Source organism: Bradyrhizobium sp. 35 (assembly GCF_023073215.1).
Lineage (GTDB): Bacteria > Pseudomonadota > Alphaproteobacteria > Rhizobiales > Xanthobacteraceae > Bradyrhizobium > Bradyrhizobium canariense_D.
Genome location: NZ_JADPJC010000141.1, coordinates 76,715 through 96,096, shown reverse-complemented (window position 1 = coordinate 96,096; position 19,382 = coordinate 76,715). Strand labels below are relative to the sequence as shown.

General features: G+C 63.0%; 15 protein-coding genes and 2 pseudogenes. 10 read left to right on the top strand and 7 right to left on the bottom strand.

Annotation, left to right across the window (positions count from 1 at the left end):
- Positions 1-282 precede the first annotated feature (282 nt).
- Both IVB36_RS28540 and IVB36_RS28535 read left to right on the top strand, forming a co-directional pair.
- A complete protein-coding gene (locus IVB36_RS28540) occupies positions 283-822 on the top strand; it encodes an RDD family protein (protein WP_039800407.1) in 540 nt (179 codons plus the stop codon).
- A gap of 163 nt (positions 823-985) precedes the next feature.
- On the top strand, positions 986-1,762 hold the full coding sequence (locus IVB36_RS28535; RefSeq protein ID WP_018458387.1) for an arginyltransferase: 777 nt from the start codon (positions 986-988) through the stop codon (positions 1,760-1,762).
- 121 nt (positions 1,763-1,883) lie between these two features.
- On the opposite strand, the gene IVB36_RS28530 is transcribed toward IVB36_RS28535, so the two are convergent.
- A complete protein-coding gene (locus IVB36_RS28530) occupies positions 1,884-3,236 on the bottom strand; it encodes an Nramp family divalent metal transporter (RefSeq protein WP_247393915.1) in 1,353 nt (450 codons plus the stop codon).
- 167 nt (positions 3,237-3,403) lie between these two features.
- Between IVB36_RS28530 and IVB36_RS28525 the strand changes: the two genes are divergently transcribed.
- The gene (locus IVB36_RS28525; protein WP_018458389.1) at positions 3,404-4,648 is read left to right on the top strand and encodes an MFS transporter; all 1,245 of its coding nucleotides are present in this window, start codon (positions 3,404-3,406) and stop codon (positions 4,646-4,648) included.
- A 114-nt stretch (positions 4,649-4,762) separates the two neighbouring features.
- On the opposite strand, the gene IVB36_RS28520 is transcribed toward IVB36_RS28525, so the two are convergent.
- Positions 4,763-6,022 carry an adenylate/guanylate cyclase domain-containing protein gene (locus IVB36_RS28520; protein WP_026233569.1) on the bottom strand — a complete coding sequence of 420 codons (1,260 nt, stop codon included), beginning with the start codon at positions 6,020-6,022 and terminating at the stop codon, positions 4,763-4,765.
- Positions 6,023-6,206: 184 nt separating this feature from the next.
- Between IVB36_RS28520 and IVB36_RS28515 the strand changes: the two genes are divergently transcribed.
- Complete coding sequence (locus IVB36_RS28515) at positions 6,207-7,364, top strand: MFS transporter (protein WP_018458391.1); 1,158 nt, start codon at positions 6,207-6,209, stop codon at positions 7,362-7,364.
- 31 nt (positions 7,365-7,395) lie between these two features.
- A pseudogene (locus IVB36_RS28510) lies at positions 7,396-7,588 on the top strand (hypothetical protein).
- Here the strand turns inward: IVB36_RS28510 and IVB36_RS28505 are convergent.
- The 3 genes from IVB36_RS28505 to dmeF form a co-directional block, all read right to left on the bottom strand.
- Positions 7,585-8,463: a DMT family transporter gene (locus IVB36_RS28505; RefSeq protein ID WP_018458392.1), complete on the bottom strand. Its 879-nt coding sequence runs from the start codon at positions 8,461-8,463 to the stop codon at positions 7,585-7,587. The pseudogene IVB36_RS28510 and the gene IVB36_RS28505 overlap by 4 nt on opposite strands.
- 83 nt (positions 8,464-8,546) lie before the next feature.
- A complete protein-coding gene (locus IVB36_RS28500) occupies positions 8,547-9,386 on the bottom strand; it encodes an N-acyl homoserine lactonase family protein (protein WP_018458393.1) in 840 nt (279 codons plus the stop codon).
- A gap of 89 nt (positions 9,387-9,475) precedes the next feature.
- Positions 9,476-10,423, bottom strand: coding sequence for a CDF family Co(II)/Ni(II) efflux transporter DmeF (gene dmeF, locus IVB36_RS28495; protein WP_018458394.1), 948 nt, complete (start codon positions 10,421-10,423; stop codon positions 9,476-9,478).
- Between the two features lie 195 nt (positions 10,424-10,618).
- On the opposite strand from dmeF, the pseudogene IVB36_RS28490 reads away from it, so the two are divergent.
- The 3 genes and pseudogenes from IVB36_RS28490 (at position 10,619) to IVB36_RS28480 (ending at position 13,738) form a co-directional block, all read left to right on the top strand.
- A pseudogene (locus IVB36_RS28490) lies at positions 10,619-11,379 on the top strand (chromate resistance protein ChrB domain-containing protein).
- Positions 11,379-12,764: a chromate efflux transporter gene (chrA, locus tag IVB36_RS28485; RefSeq protein WP_018458396.1), complete on the top strand. Its 1,386-nt coding sequence runs from the start codon at positions 11,379-11,381 to the stop codon at positions 12,762-12,764. The pseudogene IVB36_RS28490 and the gene chrA overlap by 1 nt, the downstream one beginning before the upstream one ends.
- Before the next feature lie 278 nt (positions 12,765-13,042).
- Positions 13,043-13,738 carry a DUF899 family protein gene (locus IVB36_RS28480; protein ID WP_018458398.1) on the top strand — a complete coding sequence of 232 codons (696 nt, stop codon included), beginning with the start codon at positions 13,043-13,045 and terminating at the stop codon, positions 13,736-13,738.
- Positions 13,739-13,934: 196 nt separating this feature from the next.
- Here the strand turns inward: IVB36_RS28480 and IVB36_RS28475 are convergent, their stop codons facing one another.
- Positions 13,935-14,324, bottom strand: coding sequence for a nuclear transport factor 2 family protein (locus tag IVB36_RS28475; RefSeq protein ID WP_039800398.1), 390 nt, complete (start codon positions 14,322-14,324; stop codon positions 13,935-13,937).
- A gap of 828 nt (positions 14,325-15,152) precedes the next feature.
- Here IVB36_RS28475 and IVB36_RS28470 point away from each other — a divergent pair.
- On the top strand, positions 15,153-16,568 hold the full coding sequence (locus IVB36_RS28470; RefSeq protein WP_247393903.1) for a site-specific integrase: 1,416 nt from the start codon (positions 15,153-15,155) through the stop codon (positions 16,566-16,568).
- Between the two features lie 472 nt (positions 16,569-17,040).
- The gene (locus tag IVB36_RS28465; protein WP_247393901.1) at positions 17,041-18,738 is read left to right on the top strand and encodes an AIPR family protein; all 1,698 of its coding nucleotides are present in this window, start codon (positions 17,041-17,043) and stop codon (positions 18,736-18,738) included.
- Between the two features lie 174 nt (positions 18,739-18,912).
- Here IVB36_RS28465 and IVB36_RS28460 read toward each other — a convergent pair whose 3' ends face one another.
- On the bottom strand, positions 18,913-19,302 hold the full coding sequence (locus IVB36_RS28460) for a response regulator (RefSeq protein ID WP_247393899.1): 390 nt from the start codon (positions 19,300-19,302) through the stop codon (positions 18,913-18,915).
- Between the last annotated feature and the right edge of the window lie 80 nt (positions 19,303-19,382).

The following is a 19,382-nucleotide window of genomic DNA, read 5'->3' as shown; positions in this document are numbered from 1 at the left end:
ATTGCCGCCTACAACAACACCCCGCGCAAATGCCTTGACTTCAGAACCCCGGCAGAGGCCTTCTCCTCTCAACTGTTGCACTTCGAGTGTGAATCCACCTCCTGGCTTTCGCCAGGACGACACTGAGGGTGTGGCGCCGCGTCCTTTCCTCCCGCCTCCGCCGCCCCCGAATCGCCGGAATATTTCGGCTTGTTAATCTCGGCGCCCTTGGCACGCGGACGGCCTGTTCCCATGTCCTTCCACGGGAGTCCTGCCACGGGAGTTTCCCTCGGGAGAATGGTCATGTCGTACTCGGACTCGGGCAATGCCTGGCGCAATGACGGTGGGGCGCAGCCACATGCCTACGATCCCTATCTGCACCCGGAACTGTTCCGCGGCGTTGCGACGCGGCGGGTCTTCGCCTTCCTGATCGACATGGTTGTGATCTCGGTGCCGGTGATCCTCGGCTACCTCTTCATCGCGGTGTTCGGCGTGGTCACGCTCGGCATCGGCTGGGCGCTGTTCTGGCTGGCCTGGCCGGCCTCCGTGATCTGGGCCATCGTCTATTACGGCGCCTGCATCGGCGGTCCGTCGTCCGCGACCATCGGCATGCGCGTGATGGATCTTGAGTTGCGCACCTGGTACGGCGCGCCCGGCTATTTCGTGCTCGGGGCCACCCACGCCGTGCTGTTCTGGGTGACCGTCTCGTTCCTGTCGCCTTTCGTCGTCCTGGTCGGCCTCTTCAACGGCCGCAGGCGCTTGCTGCAGGATTTCTTGTTGGGAACGGTCGTGATCAACAATTCCGTTCGTGCGCCGGTGCCCCAGGGCGCCAGGACCTACTGATCAGCGACCTTTCGATCAAGGACCTACTGATCAACCAACCTGGATCAAGAACCTATCAACCTGGACCCGCTATGCTGTCCGATCTGACCTGCCGAGTAGACCGATTGACCGGGGGCTTTCGTAGCGCGATGCTGATGCACATTTTGGAGGCCCACGACGTCCCTTGACCCAGCACTCGCGCGACACCCCACAATTTTACCTCACGGCGCCCTCCCCCTGCCCCTATCTGCCGGGCCGGCACGAGCGCAAGGTGTTTACGCACCTCGTAGGTGAGCGCGCCGGTGACCTCAACGACCTCCTGACCCATGGCGGCTTTCGTCGCAGCCAGTCGATCGCCTACCGTCCCGCCTGCGACCAGTGTCGCGCCTGCGTCTCGGTCCGGGTGATCGCCAACGAGTTCCGCCCCTCCCGCAACTTCCGCAAAGTCATCGCGCGCAACGCCGACATCATCGGCGAGCAGCGCAGCGCGGTGCCGACCTCCGAGCAATATTCGGTGTTCCGCGCCTATCTCGATTCCCGTCACCGCCATGGCGGCATGGCCGACATGACCGTGCTCGACTACGCCATGATGGTCGAGGACAGCCACGTCGAGACCCGTATCATCGAGTACCGCAAGCGCGGTCCCGACAGCGGCATCACCGGCCGCGGCGAGGAGTTGATCGCGGTGGCGCTGACCGACGTGCTCAGCGACGGCCTGTCGATGGTCTATTCGTTCTTCGAGCCGGGCGAAGTCAGCCGCTCGATGGGCACCTTCATGATCCTCGACCACATTGCCCGCGCCCGGCGGCAGGGATTGCCTTACGTCTATCTCGGCTACTGGATCGAGGGCTCCAAGAAGATGGACTACAAGGCCCGCTTCCTGCCGCAGCAGCGCCTCGCGCCGTCAGGTTGGCTGCGCATCGACGCGCAAGGCGATGCGACGTCCGAGCCGCAGGATTAGCTCTCCGTCATGCCCCGCGAAAGCGGGGCATCCAGTACGCCGCGGCGCCTCGGCTCAGTCACTACTGTCTCTGGAATACTGGGTCGTCCGGTCAAGCCGGACGACGACAGCCGTGGTGTGGTCACCCGAACAGCGTGTCCGCGAGCAGCTTCAAGTTCAAAACCACGATGATGCCGGCGACGATCCACGCGATCGCCGCGACCCATACCGGTATGACGAACTTGCCCATCTTGCGGCGGTCGGAGACGAAGCGGACCAGCGGGATGACGGCGAAGGGCAATTGCATCGACAACACGACCTGGCTGAATACCAGCAGATCAGCCGTGCCGCGCTCGCCATAGATCGCGGTGACGACGATCACGGGAATGATCGCGATGCCGCGGGTCAGCAACCGCCGCGCCCAGCTCGGCAGGCGCAGGTCGAGAAAGCCCTCCATCACGATCTGGCCGGCGAGCGTCGCCGTCACCGTTGAATTCAGGCCTGAGGCGAGTAGCGCCACTGCGAACAGCGTCGAGGCGATGCCGAGGCCGAGCAACGGAGACAGCAGCTCGAAGGCCTGGCCGATCTCGGCGACGTCGGAATGGCCGCTCTTGTGGAAGGTTGCAGCAGCCACCACGAGGATCGCGGCATTGATGAACAGCGCCAGCATCAGGGCGATGGTCGAATCCGTCGTCGCCCATTTGATCGCCTCGCGCCGGCCTTCGTCGTTGCGCTCATAGGCGCGCGTCTGCACGATCGAGGAGTGCAGATAGAGATTATGCGGCATCACGGTGGCGCCGATGATGCCGATCGCGATGTAGAGCATTTCGGGGTTGGTGAAGATCTCGGTCTTCGGCACAAATCCCCTCAGCATCTCGGCGACCGGCGGGGCTGCCGCGGCAAGCTGGACGGTGAAGCAGACTGCGATCACGACGAGCAGCGCGATGACGAAGGCTTCGAGGAAACGGAAGCCCCGATTCATCAGGATGAGCAGCAAAAAGGCATCCAGCGCGGCGATCAGCGCGCCGCCAATCAGGGGAATGCCGAACAGCAGCTTGAGCGCGATCGCGGTGCCGATGACCTCGGCGAGATCGCAGGCGATGATCGCCGCCTCGCAGGCAAGCCAGAGTAGAAAGTTCACGGCCGGCGAATAGGTCCCGCGGCAGGCCCGCGCGAGGTCGCGGTCGGTGACGATGCCGAGCCGTGCCGCCAGCGATTGCAGCAGGATCGCCATCAAATTCGAGAGCAGGATGACGGAGAGCAGCGTGTAGCCGAACTTGGACCCGCCGGCGAGATCCGTCGCCCAATTGCCGGGGTCCATGTAGCCGACCGAAACCAGATAGCCCGGGCCGACGAAGGCGAGCAGGCGCCGCCACCACACCCCCGCGATGGGGAGGGCGACCGAGGCATTCACCTCGGCCAGGCTCTTTGTCATCGGCGCGTCATTGCGCCAGCCGGCAGCATCTCGGGTCAGATCGGGAGAGCGAGCATCCATGCGGCGAGAATACCGAAGTCGAGCCTTATTGCAACTCATTTGCAACTGCATCTAGCCGCGTCGGTCCCTCGGCGGTCGCTATGTGTCGCCCCTGTCGGGAAGCGGGTGGGTTTGGGAGCCTCCCGAGGCGGATACTGGCGCCAACCCGACTTTGCAGGAAACGAGCCATGTCAATTCCCCCGCGCCTCCCCGAGACATTCAACCGCCTCGCCTGGTCCAATTTGGCGGCACAGTCGGCCGAACAGATCGCGCTGGCCGCGGCCCCCATCGTCGCGGTGCTGACGCTCGGCGTGGCAGAAGGCCAGACCGGCCTGCTCCAGACCGCGCTGACCCTGCCCTTCGTCCTCTTCGCCATCCCCGCCGGCCTGCTGGCCGACCGCATCTCCCGCCGTTCGCTGATGGCGGGCGCCGAGGCGCTGCGGGCCGCGGCCCTTGCAGCGATCGTGCTGCTGCTCGCGCTCGGCGCGCTCAATCTGCCGCTGCTGGCGCTGCTCGGCTTTGCCGCCGTGTGCGGCACCGTCGTCTACAGCGTGGCCGCGCCGGCGCTGGTGCCCTCGCTGGTGAGTTCGGACCTGCTACCGGCGGCCAATGCGCGGATCGAGCTCGCACGCACCATCGCCTTCGCCAGCGGCCCTGCGCTCGGCGGCGCGCTGGTCGGGTGGTGGGGCGCGAGCCCGGCCTTCGGCTTTGCGGCCGCGCTGTCCGCGATCGCCGTCGTGCTGCTCTCCGGCATCTACGAGCCCGCCCGCACGCCGGCGCCACGGCGGCATCCGTTTCAGGACATCCGCGAAGGCGCGGCCTTCGTGTTTCATCATCCGCTGCTGCGGCCGGTGTTCATCACCCAGTTCATCTTCAACACCGGATGGTTCCTGCAGATCGCGGTGTTCGTGCCCTATGCCGTACGTCACCTCGGCCTAAACGCGGTCGGCGTCGGCACCGTGCTGACGATGTACGGTGTCGGCATGGTGATCGGCGCGCTGTTCGCGACGCGGGTGATGAAGCGCATCGCGTTCGGCACGGTCGTCGGCCTCGGCCCCGTTACCGGCTTCGTCGCGGCGGTGGTGATGGCGCTGACGGTGCTGGTCCCCTCGCCCTGGCTTGCGGCCTTGAGCTTCTTTCTGCTCGGCGTCGGGCCGATCCTGTGGGTGATCTCGACCACGACGCTGCGCCAGTCGGTGACGCCGCCTCGCCTGCTCGGCCGCGTCTCCGCCATCAACATCATGAGCTATGGCGCCCGTCCGGTCGGCTCGGCGCTGGGTGCGATCGTCGGCGGCCTGTGGAGCGCCGAAGCGTGCCTCTATCTCGCCGCCGCCGTGTTCGGCGTGCAGGCGCTGGTCATTTGGCTCTCGCCCGCGGTGGCGCTGGACCGGCAGCCGGACATGGTGGGCGATGAGGCGGTGGCGCGGTGTTAGCTGCACCGTCATTGCGAGCGAAGCGAAGCAATCCAGAATCCGTCCGCGGAGACAGTCTGGATTGCTTCGTCGCAAGAGCTCCTCGCAATGACGGAGTATGTTGAAGCAGCCAGCCTAGTTCGCCAGATACCGCTCGTAGCTGCCTGTCACCGGCTCGCTCGCGTCCACCTCCGGATCAAGCGTGTAGAGATCCTGCGCACGGCCGATGCCACGCAGCGCGTAGCGGCCTGTGGAGACGAGATAGCGGCGGCCGGCGGCGTCGAGGCCCTTGTAGAATTCTGCCGATGCCAGCAGCTCGCGATCGACCGAACGGCTCATCGAGGCGATGCGGCTGACCTCGTTCACGGTCGGACCGACCACGGTGAAGTCGAGCCGGTCCTCGCTGCCAATATTGCCGTAGAAGACCTCGCCGACATGCAGGCCGATATAGGCGGACGTGGTGGGACGGCCCTCCGCGCCCCGCCTCAGGTTCAGCGCAGCGACGTTCTTGCGGAACAGATGCTCGGCGCGCAGCGCCGCGCGCCGGGCATGCGCCATGTCTTCACCGGTGAACATCGCAAGCACGCCGTCGCCGATCAGCTTCAGCACGTCGCCGCCGGCGTCGTGGATCGCGTCGATCACGGCCTGCGCATAGTCGTTGAGGAACGGGATGATCTCGTCGGGGCCGATGCTCTCGCTGATTCCGGTCGAGCCGCGCAGATCCGAATACCACAGCACGGCGTTGATGCGCTCGGTGACGCCGCGCGAGATACGTCCGCTCAAGACCTGCTCTGACGCATCGCGGCCGAGATAGACGCGGCCGAGCGTGCGCGCGATGTCGACCTGCTGCGCCGACTTGATCGCGAGCCCCAGCACCGGCACGAGATCGCGCAGCGCGGCGAGTTCGGCGTCGGCGAAGCCGCTGTCGCGTCGCGTTGTCCAGGAGGAGTAGAGGCAGTCCATCTGCCCCAGCGCTCCGGTCTCCCCGAAGCGGTGCACAAAGGCCAGGAAATGGCGATGACCGGTTTCGGCGAGCTCGCCGATTTGCGAAAAATCGAGCGAGGGCGCGTCGGCGAGGTCGATCACCATCTCGTCGTGACCGTGCTCGAGCAAATGATAGAAAACCGACCGGCGCCAATTGTTGGCCGCGTCGCCCTCGGCCGTCGAGCCGTATTCGACGACGTCGCTCTCGTTGGTCGGTGTATCGCTCCAGCGGAAGGCGCGACCCTCGTAGATCGGGTGCAGCGTATCGATGACGACAAGGCCACGCGAGAGTTCCAGCCCCTCGGCGCGGCAGCGCTCGCAGAAGCCGCGCAGCAGTTCGGGTTCGGGCAGGCCGGTGAGCCCCTGGCCGGCCAACCAGTTCATCAGCGCAAGGCGAGAGGTCAATTGCATGCGCCATTATGGCGTGCATTCGTGACGAGCGAAAGGCGGCGCGCGGAGCTTGCGTCGCCAAAGCTCCGCTCACGGCCAAGGCTCCCGCCCGCGGCAGGTCGCATATGTCGCGGACGCTGTTGACGCGCTCCCGCCTCGGGCGGCAAATGCGAATGATGACACCGCCGATCAGAAATACGGGGATATGAGCCAGCGCCAGCTTCCGATCATCCTGGCGCTCGGTACCACGCAGACCCTGGCCTGGGCCTCGAGCTACTATCTGCCGGCGCTGCTCGCCGATCCCATGGCGCGCGATCTCGGTATCTCCTCCAACTGGGTGTTTGGCGCGTTCTCGGCCTCGCTGGTGATTTCGGCGCTGCTCGGGCCGCGCATCGGGCGACAGATCGATCTGGTCGGCGGCCGGCAGGTCCTCTCGGTGTCGAACCTGACGATCGCCGCCGGCCTCGTTCTGCTCGGCCTCTCGCAATCGGTGGCGGTGATGGCAATGGCCTGGCTCGTGCTCGGCATCGGCATGGCGATGGGTCTCTACGACGCCGCCTTCGCCGCGCTCGGGCGCATCTACGGCACCGAGGCGCGCAGGCCGATCACCGGCATCACGCTGATGGCGGGCTTTGCATCGACCGTCGGCTGGCCGCTCACCGCCTGGGGCCTGTCGCATTTTGGCTGGCGCGACACCTGCTTCGCCTGGGCCGCTGCCAATATCCTGATCGGCCTGCCGCTCAATTTCTTCCTGCTGCCGACGATCAAGGGCGCCAAGCAAGCAGCGGCGACAGCGGCGAAGCCGCATCTGCCGCTCGACCGCACCATGGTGCTGCTCGCCTTCATCTTTGCCGCGGTCTGGACCGTCACCGGCGCGATGGCCGCGCATTTCCCGCGCATCCTGGAGGCAACCGGCGCGACGCCGGTCGAGGCGATCGCGGCCGGTGCGCTGATCGGCCCCGCGCAAGTGGCCGCACGGGTTCTGGAGGCAGGCTTCCTCAGCCGCTTTCATCCGCTGTGGTCGACGCGGCTCGCCTGCCTCACTCACCCGATCGGCGCGGTGGTCGTGGCGATCTTCGGCGGCGCCGCGGCCAGTGCGTTTGCGCTATTCCACGGCTCCGGCAACGGCATCCTGACCATCGCGCGCGGCACGCTGCCGCTGTCGATCTTCGGCCCCAAGGATTTCGGCTATCGCCTCGGCATCATCGGCGCGCCGGCACGGATGGCGCAGGCCGTGGCGCCGCTGGCCTTTGGCCTGCTCATCGACGTCATGGGCGCCAAGGTGCTGATCGTCTCCTCCGCGCTCAGCCTCTCGGCGCTGGCCGCGCTGTTCATGATCCGCGCGCAACCGCGGCCGGATTGACCGGGCCGGAGCTTTCGCGCACAAGCGCAGCATGACCGAAGACACGCGCCCACCCCGCACATTCAAAGGCCTCCTGCGCTGGGCGACTACGCCCGCCGCAGGCCTGGGGTGTCTATCTCTTCGCCGTCATCCTGGTCTGGCTGATCTCCTTCTACGCCGGCTCGCTGAAACCGAAGAAGGCGCCGGAAGCGAGCCCGCCGCCGGTCACGGCACCGCGCACCTAGGCCGGCTTCGTTTCGCCGGTCGCGATCCAGATGCCGGCGAACACGGCGACCAGCCCGATCAGTAGATTTGGCGTGATCGGCTCGCCGATCAGCAGCGCGGCGAGCAAGGTGGCGGCGATCGGATTGACCGTCATCGTATTGGCGACCCGGGTCGGCGTCGCGCGCGCCAGCGCCATGACCCAGAGGACGAAGGCGAGCGCACCGCCGCCGATGCCGAGATAGATGCCGGCAATCCACTGCGCCGTCGTGAACTGCCCCAGCGCTGCAAAGCTGCCCTTCACGATACCCGCAAGCACCAGCACGGCGGCGCCTGCTCCCATGCCGACCGTGAGAAAGCCGAGCGGGCTGGAGCGCTGCATCAGCGGGCGCGACAGCACGTTGTAGAACGCCATGCAGAACACGGCACCGGTCATGATCAGCTCGCCGCGCCAGGCCTCGGGCGGGCTTTGCGCCAGGCCCGCGGCCAGTGCCGCCGCCACGCCGAGCACCGCGATGCCGACGCCGGTGATCTTGCGCGCCGTCAGCCGCTCGACGCCGAGGATGGCGCCGACCACCATGGTGTGGAGCGGCAGCGTCGCCAGCGCGAGACTGGCGCGCGCGGCGGTCGTGTAGGACACCGCGATGTTGTAGAGGATGAAGAACACGCCGAAAAAGCAGATGCCGAGCAGCGCCACGGCCGGCCAGTCGGACCGCTGCGGCCAGCGCACGCCGAGCAGAAGCGCGCACGGCAGCAGGCAGAGAAAGCCGATCCCCCAGCGCAGGATCGCGAGCAGGATCGGATCGGCGCCGCCGACCAGATAGCGGGTGATCGCCGCGGCAGTGCCGCCAAGGCTGCTCGACGCCAGCGCGATCGCAACCCCGGCCCACTCACCCACAATCGTCTCCCGTTGCGGAGCTTGCTGAGGGCGCTAGCACGCCCCTGCTGCCACCGTAGTGGCAACAGGGGCGTCGCGGGAAGCTAGTCGTAAAACTCGGGCGACATCTTCTGGCTGTCGCGCTGGATCTTGTCGTGGTTGATCCAGAGTTGCGCCTTCTCCTTGCCGAGCGTGTCGGCGATCTTCTGCATCGAGGCCGCGCTCTGGTCCTTGTTGGCGTTCATGCTCGGCACACGGCGGTTGTCCCAATTGTCTTTGAAGTGCACCGCATCGCCCGACAGCACGACGGCGCCGGTCTTCGGCAGCGTCACCAGCAGCGATTGGTGTCCCGGCGTATGGCCGGGCGTCGACAGGATGGTCACGCTGCCGTCGCCGAACACGTCCTTGTCGCCCGCAAGCAGCTCGACCGGATGCGACGGCTTGAAGCGCGGCTCGTTGTTGGCGCCGGGCCAGTCATACTCGGCCTTCTGCACATAGAGCATGGCCTGCGGGAACAGCTCGACATTGCCGGTATGGTCGGGATGGGTGTGCGAGACGGCCATCATCTTGACGTCACCGGGCTTGAGGCCGAGCTGTTCGAGCTGCGCGGCAAGCGTCTTCGGCCGGCGCCAGGTCACGGCTTTGGGATCGGCGGGCGCAAGGCCATTCGGCATCGCGGCGACTGCGTCGGCGATGCCGGTATCCCACAGGAACCAGCCCTTGGCGTGCTTCACGAGATAGCAGCTGTCGACGAAGTCCATCGTCTTGCCCTCATTGAGACCGGGCGTCCAGCGCGAGATGTCGCCGGCGGTGCCCTCGCCGCAATTGAGCACGTAGAGTTTTTCGACACCGGTCTTTTCGGACTGCGCGAGCACCGCATGACCGGACAGAACGAGTGCAGCGACAACGACGGCGAGCTTGATCTTTTTGATCTTTGGCATCATTCGTTCCTCCCTTGCAGCCAGGTCGGCTGTCTTGTCGGCTGTGACCGAGGGTCAACCCCGGTCCGTTCGCAGAATTCCCGCAGACCGCTTCAGTGCGGGCAGGTCTCGACCTCGACGGTGACGTGGCTGAGGCCCTTCAGCCCGGCGAGCCGCTTCTTGTAGACCGCCGGCTGCTTCGGCTTGTCCGAGACCACCGACACCAGCACGGCGCAATGGCCGGGGCCGACCTGCCACAGATGCAAATCGGTGACGCGGTCGTCACCGATCTCCATGCGCGCCCGGATCACACGCTCGAGCTTCTCGTCGGCGCGCACGTCGAGCAGCACCGCGCCTGATGTCTTGATCAGGCCGAACGCCCAGCTTGCGATCACGGCACTGCCGATCAGGCCGACCGCCGGATCGGCCCAGGCCCATCCCGAATACATGGCGACCACGAGCGCGGCGATCGCCAGCACCGAGGTCGCTGCGTCCGCCATGACGTGGACATAGGCCGCGCGGAGATTGTTGTCGTGATGGTGGTGGTGATCATGGTCATGATCGTCGTGATCATCATGCGCATGGCCGTGATGGTGATGACCATGGCTGTCGCGGAGCAGCCAGGCACTGGCGAGATTGACGCACAGGCCGAGGGCAGCGACCACGATCGCCTCGCCATAGACGATCGGCACCGGATTGATCAGCCGCAGCACGCTCTCATAGGCGATCTCGACCGCGATCAGGCCGAGGATGATCGCGCTGGCGAAGGCGGCGAGATCGCCGAACTTGCCGGTCCCGAAGCTGAAATGCGAGCTCCCCAGATGCCGCCGCGCAAAGCGATACGCGAACGCGGCAATCCCCAGCGCCGCCGCATGCGTGCCCATGTGCCAGCCATCAGCGAGCAGCGCCATCGAGCCGAACAGCGAGCCGGCGACGATCTCGCCGACCATCATGACCAGCGTCAGGATGACGACGAGCAAGGTGCGCCGCTCGTTCTCGTCGTGCTTGTCGCCCAGAAAGGCGTGGTCATGGGTCCATTGTTCGATGGAATGGGAATGCATCGCAAAGTCTCCGAAAGGTCCGGGCCGTTGACCCCTAATATAGACCTGCGAGTCTTCTGGGCAAAATCGCCGGAATGAGCCGATTGACAGGTAGGTGCCGTTTCGGTGTAATGACGGCCATGGGGATTTGAGCGATCTCCCCACGAGGCGACATGCCCAAGTATCGCGTCCCGTTTGTTCTTACGAGGGCGCATCATGTCTTCCTACACGACGATATCATCTGACAAATTGGCACGGTTGATCGGCACGGCGAACGCCCCTGCCCTGATCGACGTGCGCACCGACGAGGATTTTGCCGCCGACCGGCGGTTGATCCCAGGTTCGATCAAGCTCAGCCACGACAATGTTCCGGAATGGGGTGCCGAATTCGCCGGCCGCACCGCCATCGTCTCCTGCCTGCGCGGCGCAAAGCTGGCGCAGGGCACGGCGGCCTGGCTCAGGCAGCTTGGGGTCCAGGCCGAGACGCTGGAAGGCGGCTTCGAGGGCTGGAAGGACGCAAAGCTGCCGCTGCTCGATACCCGCAAGCTGCCGCCGCGCGACGCCAAGGGACGCACCGTCTGGGTGACGCGGGCGCGGCCCAAGGTCGACCGCATCGCCTGCCCCTGGCTGATCCGCCGCTTCGTCGATCCCAATGCGGTGTTCCTGTTCGTGGCGCCCTCCGAAGTGGTCGCCGTCGGCGAACGCTTCAAGGCAGCCCCCTTCGACATCGAGAACGTGTTCTGGAGCCACCGTGGCGAGCTCTGCACCTTCGACGTGATGATCGAGGAGTTCGGGATTGCAGCGCCGGCGCTGCTCCGGCTCGCAACACTGGTGCGCGGCGCCGACACCGGGCGGCCCGACCTTGCGCCGGAGGCCAGCTCGAGGCCGGCATGCTGCTCTACGACGCCTTCTATCGCTGGTGCCGTGACGCCACGTCCGAGACCCACAACTGGCCGACCAACAAGGCGAAGGCTTGATGGATACCCGCACGATCGAAGCAGGAGCTGATGCCGGTCACGGCGTCAGCTTCAGCGAAGCCTTTCGCGTCTGGCTCCGCGTCGCCTGCCTGAGTTTTGGCGGGCCCGCGGGCCAGATCGCCGTCATGCACCGCATCCTGGTCGAGGAGAAGAACTGGATCTCGGAAGCCCGTTTCCTCCACGCGCTCAATTACTGCATGCTGCTGCCGGGCCCGGAGGCGCAGCAACTCGCGACCTATGTCGGCTGGCTGATGCACCGCACCGCCGGCGGCCTGATGGCGGGCGGGCTGTTCATCCTGCCCGGCATCATCGCCATCATGGGACTGAGCTACGTCTACGCCGCCTACGGCAATGTCAGCTTCGTCGAGGCGCTGTTCTTCGGCTTGAAAGCCGCCGTGCTCGCCATCGTCGTCGAGGCCGTGGTGCGAGTCGGCAAGCGCGCATTGAAGAACCGCATCATGATCGCGCTCGCCGCGATCGCCTTCGTCGCGATTTTCTTCTTCGCGATCCCCTTCCCGGTCATCATCATCGCCGCAGGCGTCATCGGATATATCGGTGCCAAACAGGGACGTCCGGAATTCGCGCCGGCCGGTCACGGCGCTAGCGGCAGCAGCGCCGTGATCGACAGCATGCTCGGCGACGCCGTGCCCGAGCATGTACGCCCCAACACCGCGCGCACTATTCGCGTCGGCGCGTTGTGGTTGGCGCTCTGGCTGGTGCCGGTGATCGCGCTGTTGCTCGCTGTTGGACAGGACAATGTCTTCAGCCACATCGCGCTGTTCTTCTCGAAAATGGCGCTGGTCACCTTCGGCGGCGCCTATGCGGTGCTGGCCTATGTCGCCCAGCAGGCGGTCGAGCACTATCACTGGCTCAAGCCGCACGAGATGCTCGACGGCCTCGGCATGGCCGAGACCACGCCGGGTCCGCTGATCATGGTGCTCCAGTTCGTGGGCTTCATGGCCGCCTACCGCGACGCCAGCGGTCTGTCGCCGATGCTTGCGGCCACGCTCGGCGGATTGCTCGCGACCTGGGTCACCTTCACGCCCTGCTTCCTCTGGATCTTTGTCGGTGCTCCCTACATCGAACGGCTGCGCGGCAACACCGGGCTTGCGGGCGCGCTGAGCGCTATCACCGCCGCCGTCGTCGGCGTGATCCTCAACCTCTCGATCTGGTTCGCGCTGCACACGCTGTTCCGCGAGACCGTGCCGGTGCATGCGTTTCCGCTGGACTTCGACATGCCGGTGCTGACCAGCATCGACATCCCCGCGCTGCTGCTGTCGATCGCGGCGGCAACTGCGATCTTCCGGTTCAAGCTGGGGATGTTGACGGTGCTGGCCGGCAGTTGCGCGGCGGGCGTGGCGTTGCGGCTGGCGGGGGTGATCTAGGACACCGACTGATTGGTTCGTCACGTCCGGTTTGCCAATGGAAGGCATCGCTAGGCGGTCAGGGTTGCATGGCGACTATGCTCAGGGGCAAGGACCCAAGGACCGACCTTGATGAGCAGGCGTTTGGCCTAGAGGCCACGCGCGCTCGAAACACCGCAGCGACCCGCAGCAGGATCTTTTGGACCAACCGAGCGCTTTCCAAATAGTTGAGCGAAGGTGTCGGAACGAGGTGCCGCCGGACGTCTTCCCAGATATCGGCCCCAACCAGAGGTCATGCAATGGATAGTTCCATCCTGAAGCCTGCTTCGGAGCTTGCTGGTACGAACAAGGCTCATTTTCCCAACGAAAGCGTCGATTATCGCCGCGCCCGGCAAGACCTCCTGACGAAGGAGATCGAGCTGCGTCGTCAGATCGAGCGTGTCGCTGAACTGCGCCGGGCGCTTCCGCCCGGCGGCGAGGTGAAGAAAAACTACGTGTTTGAAGGCGAGAATGGCAAAGTGAATTTCGCCGATTTGTTCGACGGCAAGCAGACGCTCGCGGTCTACAGCTACATGTTCGGGCCGCAGCGGCAGACGCCCTGCCCGATGTGCACCTCATTCATGAGCACATGGGAGCACAAATTACCCGACATCGAGCAGCGTATCGGGTTCGTCTTCATCGCGCGGTCACCGATCGCCAGGTTGATCGAGGCAAAGAAGGCGCGCGGCTGGACGCGGCACAAGGTCTTCTCTGACATCTCCGGCGATTACACGCGCGACTATGTCAGCGCCGAGGATGCCGACGTGCCCGGCTACAGCGTGTTCACACAGCGCGACGGCACGATCCGACATTTTTGGTCCGGCGAGATGAGCGGCACGATGGCCGACCCCCAACAGGATCCGCGCGGCGCGCCCGACTTCGATCCGCTCTGGACCATCCTCGATACCACGCCAGAAGGCCGCGGCACCGACTGGTACCCAAAGCTCGCTTACTGAGCCTCCTGCCGTCAGTGATAGTGATAATGCGCGCGCGGCTTCGCTAGCATGTTGCAATGCCATCCGCGCGAAAGCGATGCCTGTGATCCTGACGAACCCGGACGAGGTCGAGACGTGGATGACCGCGCATGGGATGAGACCAAGGGCCTACAAATGCCAAAGCTGCGTTGTTGATCGTAGCTCGACCGGCATCCCGCTAAGCGTGACCCTCGCCGTCATTTTCGACGGAGCCGCCTTTCGGCGCTTTGTGAGGCATATCCCATCCAAAGTAGACTTCCACCCGAACGATCTTGTCTCCGCGAGCAGTGGTTACCTCGCAATTACGAAACCTGTGCCCCCCTGCGGCAGCTGCCTCATAGACGATGACTGCTCGGCTTCCATCCTCGGTCGCGATGACTTCATCGAACGAATTGGTCTTCTCGCTGTTGGGCCAGCAACGGCGCAGATAAGTCGCACGATCCAACTCATTGTCGACTGGACTTGAGAAGTGATAGTCGTCCGCAAGAAGCGCTTCGATCGCTGTCCGATCCTTATCGACGTATGCCTTTAACCTGGCACGTGCCAGATCGAGCGTGCTTTTCGTCATGCCGTTTTTCCTTTTAGAGTTCGACCGAACGTAAGGCCGACCGCGACTCTTCAACAAAGAGCTCGGGGCCTCAAGCTGGGCGAAAGCGCCTTCCCTTGCTGGCGTCATGCCACGATAGAAGCGACATCAGATAATTTGAGCCTTAACAACCTTCGGTAAAAATCGTTCCGGGCTCGCGCTGCACGCGCTTGGCCAGAATTCCATGAGGAATTTCGAGGTTTCCGTTGAATGTCCGTCCAGGGGCACAAGCCGTCGATGATGACCGCGCCGGCGGACTTACTCTCTGTCCTCAAAAGCTGCCGTCTCAACTCTTTGGGCGAAGCCGTCGTCCTCGCCTGCCCGTGCCCGTCGGGCAAAACAGCGACGACCACTTCCGCCACATCGCCCGTCAAGCCCACCTCGTAAAATATTCCACTTTACCGAAATTCGGATTTGACGTACAAGCGACATACCCTGGCCCGAGACAAGGGGCGGATCGCGATCGTCACGAACCGCGGGCTGGGCAGCGATGGACGCGACGGCGTCGGGCATAATAGGCATTGCAGGGCGGCTTCGGCTGTGAGCAATGGCTTTCGTGCCTACGACACGATGCCGAAAGCGTCTTGGCATGGCTTCGGGTGTGAGCACACGCCAGCACCCGAAGTCCCAGCGAGGACGTGCGCGGACGAACAAGTCGTGTGGTCTATATTTTGGCATTCGGTGAAACACGCCGAAACTATGAAAACCCTATGAAAACAAGCCTTTTTGGTTAGGTTTGTTGCGGGGCGTTTCTGCGGGGTTCATCAAATCCAGGGCCTGGCCCTAGTCCAAAAGCAGGAGCCAAAGCACATGACCAGCACCGACATCATCGAACCAACTGGGGAAAAATCCCCAGTTGCCAAGCGCCCCCGCCGCACCAGCACCATCCTCACCGACCGCCTCTGCCAGAAGCGCGTCAACGAGCGCACCAAGGTCTATGACCGCAAGTGCCGGGGACTCTATGTCAGCATCATTCCGGCTGGCGTGGCGACCTTCAATTTCAAGTTCACCGATCCCGCGACGGGCAAGCAGCGCTCGACGGTGCTGGGCGTCTACAATCCCGAGACCTTCGGAGTCGAGGATGCCCGCAGCAAGGCCTACGCGCTGAAGGTCCTCGATCCGGCGGCACTGGTCGAGCAACTGCGTCAGACCAAGACCGCAAAGGGCAGGCACGGCAGAACGGTGGCGGAGATCGTTGAGGCCCGCATCGACTGGATGCAGCAATTGGAACAGAAGGCTGACGGCGAAAAGCGCCCCCGCATAGAGAGCTGGGAGAACGTCGCCAGCCACCTGCGGCGGTTCGTCAATCCGTCGCTGGGCAACAAGATCGCCAGCGACGTGACGCGGCAAGATATCGCAGAGCTGTCGAACGACATCCTCGACGGCAAGTATGGCAGGCCCTCGATCAGCAATGCCCGGCACACGCGCCGCGCGGTATCCGGCCTGTACCGCTGGGCGTCGGAGGCAGGCCGCGACTACGTCCCCGAAACCTGCCGCCCCTGCTTCAACCTGCCCAAGCTGCCAAAGGAGCACGCCCGCAAGCGGGTCTTGAGCGAGGGTGAGATCAGAACGCTCTGGCATGGCCTAGACCGCGACAACCTGCCGTGGGATCGCCGCACCCGGCTGGCGATCAAGTTCGAGCTGGTCACCATGCTGCGCTCGGCCGAATTGGTCGCCGCCAATCGTGACGAGCTGATTGATCTCGACGGCGACGCGCCGTTGTTGCGCATCCCGGCCAAGCGGGTCAAGAAGCGTCGGGTCATTGAACAACCGCTCTCGCCGCTGGCGGTGGAGATCGTCAAGGAGGCGCTCGCAAGGACCGATCAGCAGTTCGTCTTTGAGAGCCCGGTTTATCCCGGGCAGCCGATCCACCGCACCGTGATGGCGACGGCGCTGCGCGGCACCAAGCACGAGAAGTGCAAGGGCAAGACCAAGACGCCCGGCCTGTGCGAGTTGCTGGGCCTGAAGCCGTTCTCGCCACATGATCTGCGCCGCACCGCTGCGACGCTGGCTGGCGAACTCGGCTTCTCAGAGGCGGCTATTGCCAAGTGCCTCGACCATGTTGTGACCAAGGACGATGGCGAGAGGGTGCAGCGGGTGACCGGCGTCTATGTCCGCTCGAAGCGCATGAACCAGAAGCGCGCGGTGCTGGACGGCATCGCAGCCGAGCTGCGGCGGATCGTCGGCGCCGCGTCTGTCGTGGCGGAGTTGGGGGCCGCAGCCTAATTCATTGCCCAACCGTTTGCGCCAAGGATTTCAGAAGCCGCCCATGCGCGGCTTCTGAATAGGTGGCGGCCCCGCCTTCCTTGACCCTTGATGATGCTACCGCGTCCCGGCAGACGGAGGGAGAAAGGCTTCTGGGTCATCTGATTTACTTATCAATAAAACTTGGAATCAAATGTGGACTTTGGTGCTTAGGAAAGGAAGAAATTTGGAAGTAACGCGCCCCAGCTGGCAGTGCTTGACCAGCGCCCTACATGCTTTGCCATGACAGAAATAGATGCAAACAGGTTCCGAAAAGAGGCGGAGGAATGCCGTTAGCAAGCCGTTGGGCAAGGGCTTACCGCCTGATTCGAATGATCGGCCTGTGAATAACCGGGACAAGCGTCCCGATCCTCCCGTTACTACCTTGCATTGTGCCATCGTGAAGGCTCCCGAATCGGCTTCAAGAAAGCCAGCCGTTGGGAGGGGGCACGTCATGGATATGATCACTGAAGGTCTGTTGGCCGAGTTTTCCAAGGAATTCCAGATCGAAGCATTGCAGGAGGATAAGCGATTTGAGCACCTTTGTGGATTCATCGTCGTAAAGCGTCATTACTCGGAGACCTTCGACCCAAAAGAGATTGTCGTAGGCGCAGGTGGGGACCTAGGCATTGACGCTATCGGAATCGTCGTGAATGGCATTCTCGTTACAGACAGAGATCAGCTTGAGGATATGCTCGGCGACAATCCTGACTACTTGGACGTCGTCTTCATCTTCGTTCAAGCGGACCGAGGGTCTAACTTCGAGGCCGCCAAGCTGGGAAGCTTTGGTTACGGGGTAGGCGAGTTTTTTGATCCCAGCACTAAAGAACCTCGTAATGCACGCATCATGGATTTTGTTGAGATCATGCGCGCAATCTATGCACGGAGCAGCAAGTTCAAGCGGGGCAATCCCGCATGCCTGCTCTATTACGTGACCACCGGAAAGGTGGTTGGCGATGCGTCTCTCGCGGCTAGGTCCGCGAAGGTAATGCAAGAGCTTGTTTCGTTGGAGTATTTTAGTGAGGTGGACGTGAACCTCATTGGGGCGGCGGACATCTTAAAACTTTATACTTTCTCGAAGAATTCCATCTCGCGAGAGTTTGCATTCTCTAGCCGACAGGACATCCCCGAGATTCCAGGAGTGAAGGAAGCGTTTGTCGGCTTCATACCCGCGCTGCACTATCTCCCGATTGTCTGCGACAATGACGAAGTCGTGCGAAGCGTATTCTACGACAATGTTCGCGACTGGCAGGGATATAACGACGTAAATGACGAAATTCGCGCGACCCTTAAGTCGGATCGCCGAAAACGCTTCGTGCTGATGAACAATGGCATAACGATCATTGCTAGGAATATGACGCATACTGGGAGCAAGTTCGTCATTGAAGACTTTCAAATTGTGAACGGCTGTCAGACGAGCCACGTTCTTTTCGAAAATAAGGAGCATCTCGATGAAACCGTCCTCGTGCCACTGCGTCTGATCTGGACGCAGGACGAGGAAGTGATTGAGGATATTATTCACGCAACAAACAAACAGACTGAAGTCACCAGCGAGCAGTTCTTTGCTATCACCACATTCGCCCGACATCTTGAAGCATTCTTCAAGAATTTTCCGGAAGGAAAGAGACTGTACTATGAGCGACGTTCTCGCCAATACGATGGTCTGCCGATAGAGAAAACCCGCGTCGTGCTTCAAACGAATGCTGTTCGGGCTTTTTCTGCGATGTTTCTTGCCGAACCTCACAGCACGGTTCGCCGCTATAAGAGTCTTTCAGAGCGTGTAGGCAAGGATATTTTCATTCATGAGCACAAGCTCTATCCCTATTACACCTCAGCTTACGCGCTGTACCTACTGGAGTTTCTTTTCCGCAATCAGAAGGTTGACAGCAAATACAAGGTTGCAAGATTCCAAATTCTCTTGGCGGTTCGACTGCTGGGCAACAGCAGTCCAATTCCGAAATGGAACGCGAATGCCATGGACAAGTACTGCGAAGCTATTTGCGAGAGCCTCTGGGACGCCTCAAAAGCTGACGCGCTGTTCGACAAGGCCCTTAAAGCAATCGATGCGGTGGCTGGAGCGAGTCTGGATCGCGACAAACTTCACGAAGCGAAATTCACCGAAGAGCTGATGCTTTATTGCGCTACATTGTGATTCCTACACTAGCGTGCTTTTTCTCGGCTCAAGGAGGCATCGGCTAGGGTCGGATGCCGGTGACAGCGCCACCACAAGCCGGGCCGCCATCCTCGCGCTCAACCGAGTGGTAAGCAGCGGTCCCTTGGTAGAAGCCGCCAATCCATTGGCTGAATGGCTGCAACTGAAACGGGCCTATGTTTTTGTCGAGGCAACGTTCAGAAGCTGAGCGACAGCGGTGACGACCTGAACTGGTGCGAACGGTTTGGTGAGAAGGATGCTGCCCGGCACGCCGTGAGAAGGCCACTCGTCGCCCGAGACACCCGTCATGTAGATCACCGGCATGTCGGGCTTGATCTCGCGCACGCGCTTGGCGACCTTCCAACCGCTCAATCGACCCGCCAGATTGACATCTGTCAGCAGAGCGCGAAACTTCTCTTTGTCGGCGCTGAGTATCATCAGCGCCTCTTCGCCTGATGACAAGGATACGGCGCCAAAGCCGGCCTCGTTGAGTGCGTCCTCGATGAACCCCTGAATGGCGTGCTCGTCTTCGACGACGAGAACGACCGGCAGCAACTCTTTCACACCGAAGTTCCCCTGAAACCCTTAGCTTAAGTTACAAAGTGCACACTTGTTCCGGAAGATATTACCGCTGAGCAGCAGCT